Consider the following 15,078-nt stretch of genomic DNA (forward strand, 5'->3'; position numbering starts at 1 on the left):
TTGTTCACCGAAACAAAATCGGCCGGCCAAGGTAGATGTTCTTCAATATGACCCTTGCTCTCTTGCGCTTAGGCCACTGCTTCTTGATGATCCCATATCGCTCAATATTGCGAGGTTCAAGCGTGAACGGGTTCCCCCACAGCAGTGGACGCTCGAAGACTATGGACTTGCGAAGCCAGACTTTTTTGAGCGCAACACGGATTTGCTTGATGAGCGGCCAGGTGGCCCTGATGACCGTTACTTTCGGATCGAAAGCAACCGCCCCTTTCTGCTGGGCATGCCGTTGATAGATTTGCTCCACCAACGCCATTTCCCCGGCGAAAACCGGGATCTGATCCGGAATGGGACCGCGCGGACCAAACAGCGACATGTCCGGGCGCTTCAGATAATCGCGGGCGATCGCGGCGTTGGTGGGCGCAAATTCGGCCATGATCGAATCTGCCTGCTCCACGGACAGCATCCATGGTTTCGGCAGCGGCATTCCGTGGTCGCGCCGCCATCCGGTCAGCGCGGTGCCGGACTCCTCGATAAAATTGAAATATTTCTCCTGAGAGGCAAAAGGGCGTTGGTTGAACAGTCGCAAGAGCTCGACATGACCGTTCGCCAATCGCGCGTCATTCTGTTCGCGCGCGTCCGGACGCGGCAGGTCCAGCAATTCCGGCAGCTTGGCTGCCTGCGCAAAGTCCGTGATCAGATCGCCCCCTTCAAATTCCTTCCGATCGAAAATACGCACGTGGACGTTTTCGATGCCGATCGTGTCGGTCCAGGCTTTCAGCGGCACCATGTAGTCCAGCCGTCGACGCGTTTCCGGCAGTTTCAACCATTCGTCGATGGGTACATCCACGCGCCCGACGGCCCCTCCCGCCACGAACTCGCAATACTGCGAATTGGCCCATTCGTCCTGCCGCCGCAGGTACACGACCATTTCGATCGGATGGCCCGCAAAGTAGTTGGCCAACTGATGGGCGTTCCGGTTCAGGAAATAGGCCTCACTGGACAAGACGATGGTGTGGATGCGCCCATCCATCAGGTTCAGACCGCGGCGGATATGATCGCGCAGCGGCGGGTCGTTGCGAACGGCCGAGCGGGTGAATTCGGAATGACCGGCCTGCTTGTGGGGCCGGGTGGGCTGCCAATACAGGCCCACTTCCGGAAACCAGACGCCCTGGCGCAGCAGGGCCGGGCGGTTCTTCTCCAGCATGTGCTGGATGAAGGTGCTGCCGGTCTTCGTCGCGCCGATATGGATGACGATACGGGGTTTCGCGGGGCTCTCCAGCGTCGGTCCGCGACTCTCGACCAGTTCGTTGCGGGCATAGAGGCTAAGCGCTGCTTGAAACTCCTCATGGGCCATGGTCGAGGGCGCCTTCAGTAATTCCTGATAGAGCTTGATTTGCGCCACGGGACGAGAGGCCACGGCGGTCTCTATCCACTTGAATTTCCGCGCGCGCAGAGCCGTCGTGATCAAGCGATAAACTTGCGTCAGGGAGTAGTCCTTCTTGACCACCAGCGGTGCGTCCGACAGGTCCGTGCTTTGGAAATCAACCTCCTCAAGCGCCTTTGCAAGCCTTTCCAGATAGGGCTCCCGACGGCCGCCTGCCTGCGTCAGAGTCGGATACCAGAAGCCGAAGAACAGGAGATGGAAAAACTGCGAAATCTGGAAGTTCAGATGTGGGCGCAACGGACTGCTGCGATCTACGGCGCCATGTTCCTTCAGAAGAGCGCAGATCTGTTCAAAATTTTGCAGAAACCTTTCAACGTCGGTGGTTCCTTTCTCTCGGCGTGCGGTCGATTCCGGCCGAACCCGATACATGATGCCAGGAAAGGTTGTCAGAGAAAGCGCCTCGGCGCTCAGAAGTGCCTTCAGCAGGAAGGCGCGCTCCTCCCACTGCGTGGTCAAGAAGCGGATGCTGTTCTTTTCGATAAAGCTGCGCCTGTACATCCACAACCAGAAGTGCCGATTGTGCAGAATGTCCTGGTTGTCGCGGAAGGTCGTCTTGTCGATGTCGTTCGAAAAGTGCCGCTCGGTCTCGTCCTCCCGGATCGTGATGAGCGTGTCATCGCTGTCGAAGACAGCTTCGCCTGCCTTCTTCGACCGGATCATGTCCGCGCCGGTCTTGTCCGCCACCGCGACCAGTTTCCTGAGAAGTTCCGAATCGGTAATCCAGTCGTCGGAATCGATGAAGAATATATACTCGCCTCGCGCCGCTTCGAGGCCGCGGTTGCGCGCAAAGCCCTGGCCAATGTTCTCGGACAATAGGATCGGTCTGATGCGGGGATCTTCTGCCGCCAGCCCATCGATAATCGTCTGGGAGCCGTCGGGTGATGCGTCGTTGATCGGTATGATCTCGATCTCGCGCAAGGTTTGGCGCTGGATCGAGGTGATGCATTCCTCGATATATTTTTCGACCCCATGCACGGGCAGGATCACCGATACCCGGGGCGGTGCGGTGATCTCGGCTTCCGTTAGCGGCAAGGGATAGGGACGGTTCCTTTCGATGTAGGACAGCACATCCTCGATCTCGGCCGGCCCGTTGCGGCCGGGGAGATGATAGATCGTGTACCAGATGTAGAAGTAGTGGAATATCTCCGTCAGGGTCCGGTTGCGTTGCCGATGCGGTATCTTTTGACGGTCCTCGGTGAGACCCCAGCCGGCATAGAAGGGGGCGCCGAACGTCACCACCTTTTTGCCCGCGAACAGCGCTTCGAGACCCATCTGGCTGGTGCCGACATAGACGGTATCGACCAGGTCGAACAGCACATAGGGATTGACCGGATCACGGAGGATGCGGACGCGACCAGTCGATTGCAGGTGTGCGTAATAGCCAGTGCGCTTGTCCTTTTCCCAGACCGAATCTGGATGGGTCTTGACCAGGATTTCGGCATCCGGGTTTTCCGCAATGGCGGCGAGCAGCATACGCTCGAATTCGACGTCTCCCACCTTGCCATAGACAGTCGAGGCGTCGGCGTAGGTCTGGTCGCACACCAGCACCCGCCGCGGATATCCCGTTGTCATGACCGGGGCCTGCATGGGCTGGGCGTTGTACTTGCTGATGCGTTGCTTGACGATCCGCTCCAGCAATCGTGCCGCCCGGGCCAGTTCTTCGTCTGAGGGTGTCTCGTGACCGTTCAACTTCTGGATAAGGCGATTGGGGTAGTCGGCCATGAAGTAGTGCGCGATGTCATCGTACACGTATCCCAGACACGCCTGGGATGGGTTGCCGTCCTTGAAGCTATGCGCCCAGCTATGCGTCGTGGCGAGAAAACCGGCTTCGAACAGCAGGATATCTTTGGTGACCGGCGCGGCGTTAAACAGGCGCACCGCACCCTTGTGGGATTTCTCCGGTTCGGAACTGATGGTTCCCAAGGCCAGATACACATCGGCACTCTCGATGCCGGGCTTGTCCACCGCAACAATGTCCTTGAACAGGTTGGGCAAATTGGCGCCGAAACGCGACTTGAGCGTCTCTGAAACATAACCGAAACCAACCCTCCGTCCGGTAAGAGACAGGACATGTTCGCGGATATCGCGATCCGGGTCGTGCGCCAGTTGCCGGGTTTCGAGCTGTTCCTTGAAACGGAGAAAAGCTTTTACGTTGCTCATCGTTCAATTGTTCCGGATTTCCGCTTAGTTGGCGCCATGCCCTGTACTCGGCCGCCACACCTTCTCCCACAGGCGGACCGCCATGACGGTGGCGTGGTCGGGTCGACGCGGAGGCGAATGAATCTGCTGCGCTTCGGCCAGCATGTTTTCCCAGGCGGAATGGACGGTGGCGTTGCTGAAGCGTTCGACAAAGACTTGCCGAGCTGCTCGTCCCGCCTGCGCGCGTAGTACGCTGTCCCCCATCATCCGCCGCAACGCGGATTCGAGCACCTCGATCTCGTCACTCTGTTCGCAGAGAAGTCCGGTTTCCCAATGTTTGATCTGGGCCCGCACACCCGCACAGAAGCCGAAGCCTATTGCGGGCAGACCATGCGCCATCGCCTCGCACAGCGTCAGCGGAAATCCTTCCAGGAACGAGGGAATCACAAACAGGTCGGCATCGGCATAGAAGGGGTAGACGTCATCATGTTCACCGGCGAAGTCGATCCGGTCGACGATGTGCAGTGTCCCTGCCTGTGCCTCGAGTTGCCGCCGGAACGGCCCGTCGCCTATTATTTGCAGCCGCCATTCCGGGAAATCAGGGGCCAGCCGGGCAAACGCTTCGATCACGCGTGATTGGTTTTTTCGCGCCACCAGCCGGGATACCGCGAGAAGTGTGCGTTTCTCCTTGTCGGCGCCGGGGTCGGCCAGCTTCCCGGGTTCTGGAATGGTGTTTGGAATGACACGTGCCTTGCCGCGGATCGAAGGATCCAGCGTCTCGACGAAATCATCGAGCAGCAGATGGATCAGCGTCGCCCCCGCCATTGCGATGTCGCGCTCGTCGGCCGGGAAGGCGCCGATCAGATTGGGGAGACGCGGATCGGCATGTTCGGACAGGACCAGCGGCAAGCCGACCTTGTGGGCGCAGCGGACATAGCGCAGCATGGTGCGGTTCATGTGCAGCCCCACCAGGACGTTGAGGTTGCGACTGGAAACTTCGACGGCCATTTGTTGATCGGCGGGTTCGTCCTCGGTCTCGGGCAAATGCACAAGCGCAATTCGATCATCCAAGGGCCTGCGCGACGGCGCGCGCTTGTCGTCGAACGTGAAGATCGTCACCTCATGCCCGCGCTGCGCCATGGCGTTGGCCATCATCTGGCCTACATTTTCGGTGCCCCCTTTGCCCTTGGTGATCCAGGGCACGAAGAAGCCGATCCGCATGGGTGCGATCGGTGGGGGCGAGGCAAGTTCGCTGCGTCGCGCAGGGATGGCATGCGGCGGGTGGCTCCAAAGCCAGTTGACCGAACGCTGGCGTCCATTGAACCCCTGGCGCGGCGAAAAGCCTTCAGGAAAGCGACCGGCCTCAGCCAGAGTTTCGATGTCGCCGTTTGCGCGGCGAAGGATCCCTGCGGGCAACCGTCCCGGTCCGCGCTGGACCATAGCGAAAACGTTGTAACCGTGATGGATGAAGCGGCCATGAGCCAGTCCGAACCCTGCATCGGCCAGCACATACATCAGCAGCCCCAAATTCCAGCCGCTATTCACATGCCCGCCGACAACCGTATCCTTGTATGGCGGTACCGCGATGAACAACCAGCCATCGGGCTTCAACAACCGACGCAGTTCGTCCAGGGCCAGTCCCGTGTTCGACACATGCTCCAGCACGTGGGCGCACCAGATAGCGTCGAATTCCGCATCCTCGAGCTGGTGGGCGTCACAAATATCGACATCTGCGAGGACGCGGATTCCCGCGGGCAGAGGATTGTTGTCCAGATAGGCGTCCATGTCGAAGCCGGTGGCAGTGACCTCCCAGCCCGCTTCGTGAAATTGCCGCGCGGCGAGACCGGAACCGGTGCCGAGATCAAGTATCCTTCCCCTTGGGAACGAAGCAATGACCTCGTCGATCAGGTCGATCTGCCCGGGAACCGAGACTGTAACGGGTGGTCGCGTCATGCTCGTGCGCTTGCCTCCCAATCTGGTTGGTCTCCGCTACAATGGAGTTGGCCGCAGAGCAGTCCCACTTATGTTAGCATATGCGAAACGACTGTTCTGGTCGAGCGACCCCGAGGCGAGCGGCTAACTCCACTTTCGCCCATGTCCCGCTTAAGCTCGTCTGGAGCGCGCGAGAGCTGGAAACACCGTCATCCCCTGACCACTCGTGAGCCTTGCAACAATCCCTAACCTCCCTTTTGCATCTTCGGCCGGTTCGGTTAGGTTCGGCGGCGTGGAGCATTGGGGGAAAGAATGTCAGCATCGGCAATCCGCAATATCGACCGTTCGAGCCGGGATCCGGAATTTGGACCGTGGCTTGCGCATGCGTCGGTGCTGGTCGTCGATGATGAGCCCGGGATGCGCAACTTCCTCGTTCGCACCCTCGGACCCCGCTGCAAGCGGATAGAGGAAGCGGCTGACACGGAAGAGGCGACCCGTAAGCTCGACCAGCAGCATTTCGACGTCGTCATCCTCGACAACATCATGCCGGGGCGAAATGGCGTCGACTGGCTTGCCGAGCAACGGGCGATCGGCTTTTTCGCCGAAGCGATCCTGATGACGGCCTTTGCCGACCTCGAGACCGCGATCCAGGCGCTTCGCGCCGGCGCGGCCGACTTCGTGCTGAAGCCGTTCCGCTCCAATCAGATTATCAATGCTGTTGCACGGTGCCTCGACCGCCTGCGCCTGCAGCGCGAGAACAACGTGCTGCGCTTCGAGTTGCGGGCCGCGTCCGATCATATGCTGCTGCGGGACCGGCTCATCGGTGAATCCGAGCCGATCCAGCGGGTCCGCGAAACCATTGCCCGGGTTGCGCCGCTGCCGACAACCGTTCTTCTGACGGGCGAATCCGGAACCGGCAAGGAAGTCGCGGCGCGCACGCTGCACTCCCTGTCCGACCGCGCCGACAAGCCCTTTGTGCCGGTCAATTGCGCTGCCATTCCTCCGGACATGATTGAAAGTGAACTGTTCGGCCACCTGAAGGGCGCTTTCACCAATGCCGGAAGCGCCCGTGAGGGCCTCTTCATGCATGCGCACGGCGGCACCCTGTTTCTCGATGAGATCGGCGAACTGCCGCTGTCCCTGCAAAGCAAGCTGTTGCGGGTATTGGAGGATCGACGTGTCCGCCCGGTCGGAGCCGAACGCGAGGTACCGGTGGATCTGCGGTTCATATTTGCGACAAACGCCGATCTTGCCCAGCAGGTCCAGGCGAGCCGCTTCCGGGCCGATCTCTATTTTCGCATCAATGTGCTCCAGATTCATCTCCCGCCGCTCAAGGAGCGCGGGAACGACGTGCAGGATCTGGCGTCGCTGTTCATGACGAAGCTGTCGCAGCAGCTGGGGGTCCCTCAAGTTGCGCTCGATGATGCCGCGCGCGAAGCGATGGCCAGTTATCCCTGGCCCGGAAACGTGCGCGAGCTACGCAACCTCATCGAACGCACGCTGATCCTCGGACGGTTTCCCTATGAGCAGCTTGCATATGATGGACTGCCCCAGGCGCAGGCCAGGCAGGAAGCGGAAAGCCTTGCCGAGATGGAGCGCCGCCACATCCTCGCCGTGTTGCGGGAGGTCGGCGGCAACCGCGAAGAGGCGGCGCGGCGTCTTGGCGTGTCACGCAAGACAATCGACCGCAAATGCGCGGTGTGGAATGCCTGAACAGCCAGTGCATGCGGCCAATACAGAGCGGCAGGGCGGACGTTCGGTCCGATTTCGCCTGCTGGCAATCGCGCTTTTGCCAACGCTTGTGCTTCTGCCATTGTTGCTCGGCGTTACTGTCCTTCGCTGGAACAGCAAGTTCGACGCAACGCTGATTTCCAAGGTGAATGGCGACCTCACCATCGCGCACCAATATCTCGCCCGCATTCTGGAAAACACGGGCGAACAGATCGGTGCGCTTGCTGCGTCGGCGCGGTTCAGGGACGTCATCGGACAAGACGAACAGCCTTTTGCTGCGCTGAATTCCCTCCTCGACCAGAAGCGGCGCGATCTTTCGTTCGATTTCCTCTACCTGATCGACCAACGGGGCAACGTCCTCGCCTCCGCGCATCCGTTGCAGACGCAGACTGTGCGGCTCGACTGGCCAATCGTTGGCGAGGCGCTGGGCGGAGCCGGCAAGACCGCCATCGACATATTCGAGGAAAGCGATCTCTCCGCAATTGCGGGTGAGCTTGCAGGGCGCGCCCGCATCGAGCTTGTCCCGACGCCGAATGCTGTTCCCACCGACAAGAGCACCGAGGCGCGCGGCATGGTCGTCCATTCCGCCTATGCGACGCCGCTCCCCGACGGCACAGTCGGCGCGCTGATTGGAGGCATCCTTCTCAACCAGAACCTGGAGTTCATCGACACGATCAACGACCTTGTCTACCGCGAAGCCAGCCTTCCCGAGGGAAGCCAGGGAACGGCGACGCTCTTCGTCGAGGACGTCCGCATCAGCACGAATGTTCGCCTGTTCGAGGACCGCCGCGCGCTCGGCACGCGTGTCTCGGCTATTGTCCGCTCCGCCGTTCTGGACAAGGGCAAGACCTGGCTCGACAGCGCATTCGTCGTCAATGACTGGTACATTTCGGCCTACGAGCCCATCGTCGACAGCTACGGCAAACGCGTCGGCATGCTGTATGTCGGCTTCCTGGAAGCACCATTCACGGAGGCCAAGCGCGAGAGCCTCCTGACGATCCTGTTCGCCTTTCTGGTCATTGCGGCTGCGACAGTGCCCCTGTTCCTGCGCTGGGCAGGTTCGATCTTTCTGCCTCTCGAGCGCATGGCCCGCACCATTGCCCGCGTGGAGGATGGCGACCTTGGCGCACGCACCAAGGTCCGACCGGCGAATGACGAGATCGGACGCGTGGCGGTGCATCTCGATCATCTGCTTGACCAGTTGCAGGAGCGGGACGGCCAGCTGCGTGCGTGGAACGAGGAGCTGAATGCACGTGTCGAGGAACGCACGCGCGAGCTTCAGCTGGCCAATCACCGTCTGGAGGCCACGACGAAGCAGCTCATCATGTCGGAAAAGCTGGCGGCAATCGGAGAGATAACCGCCGGCGTCGCACATGAGATCAACAATCCTATCGCGGTGATGCAGGGCAACCTTGAAGTCGTTCGCTCGGTGATGGGCGAGCGGGCTGACGAGGCGCGGACGGAATTCCGGCTGCTCGACGAACAGATCCACCGCATCAGCCAGATCGTGACCAAGCTGCTGCAATTCGCGCGACCGGAAGAATATGCCGGCTACATGGAGCGCCACGCGCCCGAAGACGTCATCTCGGACAGCCTGCCGCTGGTCCAACACCTGTTGAACAAGGCCCGCATCAGAGTGGTTCGCGAAGCGGGCACGACCCGATTGCTGCTGATGAACCGGACAGAGTTGCAGCAGGTCCTGGTCAACCTGATCGTGAACGCGATCCATGCCATGCCGGACGGCGGCTGCCTGACGCTTCGAACACGCGATGAGGATCGTGATGGTCGACCAGGTATCGCGCTCGTGGTTGCAGATACCGGCATCGGCATGAGTGAAGAATTGCTGCAAAAAGTGTTCGACGCATTCTTCACGACCAAGCGGAGGGATGGGACCGGTCTTGGACTGTCGATCAGCCAGACTTTGATCAGTCGGCAGGGCGGCGCCACCTCCGTCGAAAGCACGCCAGGAAAGGGCACTACCTTCACCATCTGGTTGCCGGAAGCCGATTGAGGTTCCGGACATTTTGTCTGTCGGCTGCGGACAAAATGTCCATGGGAGACTTCTCCGCATTCATTAAGCATATGAAATTGCTTGATGTTATAGCCTGGCATGCATGTTGCTTTGCATGAGCGTGAACCAGGCGGAGGAGCGAATGAGTCGAATGGTCACGCCGTAGTACGGTCGGCTGCGCCCACGGAGGATGGGCCCCAAGCACAATCACCACTCATCAGGATGGTCCCGCCAGCAGATGCCTGTCGCGGGCCGGAGGAGAATTATGTCTACAGCTACAGAAACATTCACCGGAGGGGCCGGCCCCTACGGCGGCCTTCTCGACAAGGAGAGGATTGTTGCCAAGCCGGGCTTCAACCGCTGGCTGGTCCCACCGGCAGCGCTCGGCATCCATTTGTGCATCGGCATGGCTTACGGTTTCAGCGTGTTCTGGTTGCCGCTGTCGCGCGCAATCGGCATCGACCAGCCGGTGACCTGCGCCGACATGGGCCTGTTGAGCGCGCTCGTCACCACGAGCTGTGACTGGCGCGTTTCCGATCTCGGCTGGATTTACACGTTGTTCTTCGTCCTGCTCGGCTGTTCGGCAGCCATCTGGGGCGGCTGGCTTGAAAAGGTCGGGCCGCGCAAGGCAGGCTTCGTCTCCGCGCTTTGCTGGTGCGGCGGCATGGTCCTTGCAGCAATAGGCATCATCAGCCACCAGCTCTGGCTGATGTGGGTCGGCGCCGGCGTCATCGGCGGCATCGGTCTCGGGCTTGGTTACATCTCGCCCGTCTCCACGCTGATCAAATGGTTCCCGGACCGGCGCGGCATGGCGACCGGCATGGCGATCATGGGTTTTGGTGGCGGCGCGATGATCGGAGCGCCGCTTGCCGACATCCTCATGAACCACTTCCAGAGCGAAACGTCTGTCGGCGTCTGGCAGGCCTTCCTGGTCATGGCTGCGATCTATCTCGTATTCATGATGGGGGGCGCGTTCGGCTACCGCATCCCGCCGGCTGGCTGGCGGCCGGAAGGCTGGACACCGCCCGCGAAATCCAACCAGGCGATGATCACGACGCGTCACGTCCACCTGCGCGACGCCCATAAGACCAAGCAGTTCTGGCTGGTGTGGATCGTCCTGTGCATGAACGTATCCGCCGGGATCGGCGTGATCGGCATGGCCTCGCCAATGCTTCAGGAAATTTTCGGTGGTCGCCTGATTGGCTTGCCGGAGCTCGGCTTCACCGACCTTGATGGCTCGCAGCGGGCTGCCATCGCGGCGATTGCCGCCGGATTTGCCGGTCTTCTTTCGCTGTTCAATATTGGCGGCCGGTTCTTCTGGGCGTCCCTGTCGGACAAGATCGGTCGGAAAAACACCTATTACACGTTCTTCCTGCTTGGCATCGTGCTGTATGCACTCGCTCCGACCGCGGCCGGCATGGGCAGCCAGCTCCTGTTTGTGGGGATCTTCTGCATCATCCTGTCGATGTATGGCGGCGGCTTCGCCACCATCCCTGCCTATCTGGCTGACATCTTCGGGACGCAGTTCGTCGGCGCGATCCACGGACGCCTGCTCACCGCCTGGGCGACCGCCGGTATCCTCGGCCCTGTGGTCGTGAACTACATTCGCGAGCTCCAGATCGCAGCCGGGATTCCGCGCGAACAGGTGTACGACTTCACCATGTACATCCTCGCGGGCATGCTGGTGATTGGCGTGATCGCCAATGCAATGGTCAAGCCGCTCGACTCCAAGTGGTTCATGTCCGACAAGGAGGTCGCGAAGCTGCAGGCGAAGACCGCCGCGACGGCCCATCAGGGACCAACCGGCTCCTTCGGCATTGGCAAGGGCGGCCTCGATGCCAAGGCGGCCGCAGCCTGGGCCGTCGTGGGTATCCCGATCCTCTGGGGCATCTGGATAACGATGCAAAAGACGGCAGCCCTGTTCGGCTGATCCGTTTCGACAAGCTCCGGCGCGACCCGCTCGCGCCGGAGCTCCACCCGGCCTAGTCCATCAGTTCCAGCAGTTTCGCATAGCGTGGATGGCTTCGGATAGGATCGAAATCCGAATCGTTCTTGAACCACGATTTCATGTGCGGCCCCACCTTCTGCAAGTAGGGTTCCAGCAGGTCGATGGCGCGATCGGGCTCGCCGAGCAGCGAATAGACGCAGGCAATGTTGTACAGCGCATTGTTGTCGTCTGCATCGATCGCCAGGGCGCGATCTGCCCACTCCTTGGCCCGTTCATGCTGGCCAAGAGCAATGAGGGCGATGGCGCCGAGTTGGGCGGGATCGGAATTTTCGGGATGCTGCCTGAGGGCGCGCTGCGCCCGCTCGAGCCCCACGGCGGCCAGCTTGGCCTCCTCGTCGTGTCGACCGAGCGAGTGCAAGGCGTTCATGACCAGGAGCGGCGACCGGTAGTCGTCGGGATTGATGTCGGCGCAGCGTTCGTAGAGTTCAACTGCCTTTTCCAGATCGCCTTCTGCGAACGAGTGCCGGGCATAGAAGTAATGGCCTTCATAGGAATTCGGATCCAGCGCGATCGCGCGTTCGAATTCGGCGACCGCGTCGCCGTGCCGGCCGGTTGTCGACAGCGCAAGGCCGTGCGAGGCATGGGCTTCGGCGAGGCTGGGATCAAGCGCCAGCGCCTTGGCGCAGGTCGCAAACAGCCCCTCGAGCGAGATCTCTGCACCGTGCCAGGCATGCAGGGCCGAATCGCAATCGGCGATCCCGGCATAGGCGCGCGCGTAGTTGGGATCGAGATCAGCCGCCCTGGCGAAGAGGCGCCGCGCCAGTTGCAACGATCCCTTGGTGCGCGTGTGAAAAAACTCGCGGCCCCTCAGATAGTTGGTATAGGCTTCGACATTCGCTGTCGGCGCCTGTCCAATCGCCTTCTTCTCTTCAGGCAGGAGCCTTACCTTGAGTTGGTCGACGATTGTGTGCGTGATTTCGTCCTGGATCGCAAAGATGTCGGTCAGGTCGCGGTCGTAGCGGTCGGCCCATAGGTGCGTTCCATCCTTGCCGTCGATAAGCTGTGCAGTGATCCGCACGCGTTGTCCGGCTTTGCGCACACTTCCTTCAAGTACGGTAGCGACATTGAAGCGCCGGCATACGTCCTGTATGTCGACCAACTTGCCTTTGTAAGTGAACGCGGAGTTGCGGGCGATGACCGAGAGCCCGGAAATCTTCGACAGGTCGGTGATGATGTCTTCCGTGATGCCATCGGAGAAATATTCCTGCTCCGGATCGCCACTCATGTTGTCGAAGGGCAGCACGGCGATCGAAGGCTTTTCCTTTTCCAGCGCTGCCTTGGGCGCCGCGCTCGCTGCGCCCTGCGGCGGAGCGTGCTGAAAGAGGCCGACATTAAAGACCCGTACTGGCCGGTCGATGTTCTTCAACTGCTGCTCGCCCCTGTCCTCGAAGGCGAGGTCGAGCCGGTTGCCGACATTGTCGCGAACGGAGCCGGACACCGCGATACCGCCCGGCTGGGCAATGCTCTCGATGCGCGCGGCAATGTTGACACCGTCGCCGTAGATGTCGTTGTCCTCGAAGATGATGTCGCCAAGATGAATGCCGATGCGAAATTCGATGCGGCGGTCATCCGGCACGTCGACGTTGCGCTCGCGCATCCTGCGCTGGATGTCGGCGGCGCAGGCGACTGCATTCACCACGCTCGGGAATTCGACCAGCATGCCGTCGCCGGTGACCTTGACGATGCGCCCCTGATGCTCATCGATCTTGGCGTCCGCCATCTCGCGCCGATGCGTCTTCAGCGCTGCGAGTGTTCCCGCCTCGTCGAGGCCCATGAGGCGGCTGTAACCGACGACGTCGGCGGCCAGTATTGCGGTCAGGCGGCGTTCCATGATCGGTGGGGCTCCCACTCCGGAACTGTATCTTAGCAGTTTTCCGCGTCCAAAATCCGCTTTTTCGTCGGCCGACAGTCGCCCTTGGTGGGCTTGGCTGATGGCTTCAAGGCTCGTCACAGGCAAACACCCGCCGTGGGGCGGCTTCGGCATGATCAGCCTGGGCGCCGACTACCTGCTTTCGGAAAAAGCGCTGATCGGCTTGTCGTTCCACTACGACCGGATGACCGATCCGACAGACGAAGACGCCGAGCTGACCGGCAACGGTTGGCTCGCCGGTCCCTATGCCTCGCTCGAGATCGGCAAGGGCGTGTTCTGGGATGCGAGCCTGCTTTACGGCGGCTCCGCCAACGATATCGACACGGCCTTCTGGGGCGGCAGTTTCGATACCAAACGCTGGCTGATCGACACGGCGATCAAGGGCGCCTGGCAACTCGACGAGGTGACGGTCCTGACGCCGCAGCTCAGGGCGATCTACTTCAACGAGAAGGTCGAGGACTACACGATCAGCAACGCCACGGGCGACGAGATCGACATCGACGGTTTTGACGAGGAGCAGTTCCGCGTGAGCCTGGGGGCGGAGATCGCCCGGTCCTTCGCGCTGGAGAGCGGATCGATGCTGACCCCGCAGCTCGGCGTCACGGGCGGCTATGCCGGCCTCGAAGGCTCGGGCGCTTACGCGTCGCTGACGGCCGGCCTGACCCTGGAGACGGCCAGCTTCTGGATGTTTGAATCGAGCCTGTTGTTCAACGTCGAGGGCGATGGACAGAAGTCCGTCGGCGGAAGAGCCAGAGCCGCAAAGCAGTTCTGAGGGATCGATCTACAAAAGAGGAGCCGCCGTGGGAGATCACGGTGGCTCTTGTTCTCCCTTGATGGAATCAACGATCGGGGCCGCAGCGGGCAGGTCTTGAGCCTTTCGGGGTTCGGCTCCTCCTTCGATGAGCGTTGCGTAACCGGAAGCCCTGCCCGTCGCTCCTGCTTGTCAGGCTGCTGACGAACTCGACAAGCAGGTTTGCCACAGTGCAACTAGAGATGAAAATCACCGGACGATTCCGGTTGGTAGATCACCCTTTCGATCAGGATACGTCGCGTACGATCTGTAACCCTCCAGTCGATGGCATCGCCTTCCTGATAGCCCAGGATCGCGGCGCCGACGTCGGAGAGCACCGATAGCTTACCAGAGCGTTCGTCGGCGTCTTGCGGATAGACAAGACCCACTTCCTTTTGTTCATCGTCAAGCTGCAGCACGACCCTGGAATTCATTGTCACGACATCGCGCGCGACGTGCTGAGGATCAACGACAATGGCTCTCTCGATCTCGTGTTCAAGCTCGACAATTGCCGCCCCTTGCTCGAACTCAATCAGGCTCTGGAGCCGTGCTTTGTCGATCTCCGTGACGTAGATGTCGGTCGATTTTGCCATGGCGCCTTCGCGCAGGAGTTGGAGATACCGGCCAGAGGTCATGGACAGAGAATTGAGCGTTGGTGTTTCGAGTTTGAGAAGAAAACCGCAGCGTTCAAAACCCTTTAGCGAGCGCGTATTGTTCGGGTGAATTTTGGCGATGACGCTCTCGGCTCGCATGTCGAGGAAGGCGAGCTTCAAACCTTCGCGGATGGTGCTGGCGCCAAGTCCGTGCCCCCAGTTGTCATGGTCTCCGACGACCAAGACTATTTCACACTCAGCGCCTGTCTTGACCAGACGGACGAAGCCGACCGGGGTATCGTTTCGGTCGTAAGCCATAAAGAAGCGGCCGCCCTGATTGAACAGATGTGTCAGGATCGGCAACTGAGTTCGGTCGATGGCCTGTGCGATGAATCGAGACACACTGCGGGAATCGCTCAGGTAGCGCGTGACGCGTTCATCTTCTAACCAGTCCATCAGGATCAGTGCGTGTGTCCGAGTGATTTCTGGACACAACGAAACAAAAGGCTTGTTCATCTTCGCTACCTTGGTCGCAAGAATGAAAGCCTGTCACGTCGCTGCCG

Annotated in this window: 8 protein-coding genes; 4 read left to right on the forward strand and 4 right to left on the reverse strand. The window is 60.6% G+C overall.

Annotated elements, in window-relative coordinates:
- Positions 1-4: 4 nt before the first annotated feature.
- The gene (locus AC1DDS_RS10300; RefSeq protein ID WP_477478817.1) at positions 5-3,601 is read right to left on the reverse strand and encodes a glycosyltransferase; all 3,597 of its coding nucleotides are present in this window, start codon (positions 3,599-3,601) and stop codon (positions 5-7) included.
- Positions 3,602-3,625: 24 nt separating this feature from the next.
- The gene (locus tag AC1DDS_RS10305) at positions 3,626-5,533 is read right to left on the reverse strand and encodes a glycosyltransferase (RefSeq protein ID WP_477478818.1); all 1,908 of its coding nucleotides are present in this window, start codon (positions 5,531-5,533) and stop codon (positions 3,626-3,628) included.
- A gap of 291 nt (positions 5,534-5,824) precedes the next feature.
- On the opposite strand from AC1DDS_RS10305, the gene AC1DDS_RS10310 reads away from it, so the two are divergent.
- The 3 genes from AC1DDS_RS10310 (at position 5,825) to AC1DDS_RS10320 (ending at position 11,184) form a co-directional block, all read left to right on the forward strand.
- The gene (locus AC1DDS_RS10310) at positions 5,825-7,225 is read left to right on the forward strand and encodes a sigma-54-dependent transcriptional regulator (protein WP_477478819.1); all 1,401 of its coding nucleotides are present in this window, start codon (positions 5,825-5,827) and stop codon (positions 7,223-7,225) included.
- On the forward strand, positions 7,218-9,254 hold the full coding sequence (locus AC1DDS_RS10315; protein WP_477478820.1) for a sensor histidine kinase: 2,037 nt from the start codon (positions 7,218-7,220) through the stop codon (positions 9,252-9,254). The genes AC1DDS_RS10310 and AC1DDS_RS10315 overlap by 8 nt, the downstream gene beginning before the upstream one ends.
- Before the next feature lie 265 nt (positions 9,255-9,519).
- Positions 9,520-11,184, forward strand: coding sequence for an OFA family MFS transporter (locus AC1DDS_RS10320; RefSeq protein WP_477478821.1), 1,665 nt, complete (start codon positions 9,520-9,522; stop codon positions 11,182-11,184).
- A 52-nt stretch (positions 11,185-11,236) separates the two neighbouring features.
- Here the strand turns inward: AC1DDS_RS10320 and AC1DDS_RS10325 are convergent, their stop codons facing one another.
- The gene (locus AC1DDS_RS10325; protein ID WP_477478822.1) at positions 11,237-13,093 is read right to left on the reverse strand and encodes a TPR end-of-group domain-containing protein; all 1,857 of its coding nucleotides are present in this window, start codon (positions 13,091-13,093) and stop codon (positions 11,237-11,239) included.
- Positions 13,094-13,193: 100 nt separating this feature from the next.
- Between AC1DDS_RS10325 and AC1DDS_RS10330 the strand changes: the two genes are divergently transcribed.
- A complete protein-coding gene (locus AC1DDS_RS10330; RefSeq protein WP_477478823.1) occupies positions 13,194-13,904 on the forward strand; it encodes an autotransporter outer membrane beta-barrel domain-containing protein in 711 nt (236 codons plus the stop codon).
- A 215-nt stretch (positions 13,905-14,119) separates the two neighbouring features.
- On the opposite strand, the gene AC1DDS_RS10335 is transcribed toward AC1DDS_RS10330, so the two are convergent.
- The gene (locus tag AC1DDS_RS10335; protein ID WP_477478824.1) at positions 14,120-15,031 is read right to left on the reverse strand and encodes a bifunctional GNAT family N-acetyltransferase/nucleoside diphosphate kinase regulator; all 912 of its coding nucleotides are present in this window, start codon (positions 15,029-15,031) and stop codon (positions 14,120-14,122) included.
- Positions 15,032-15,078 lie beyond the last annotated feature (47 nt).

The organism is Mycoplana sp. 10N416 (genome assembly GCF_056394765.1).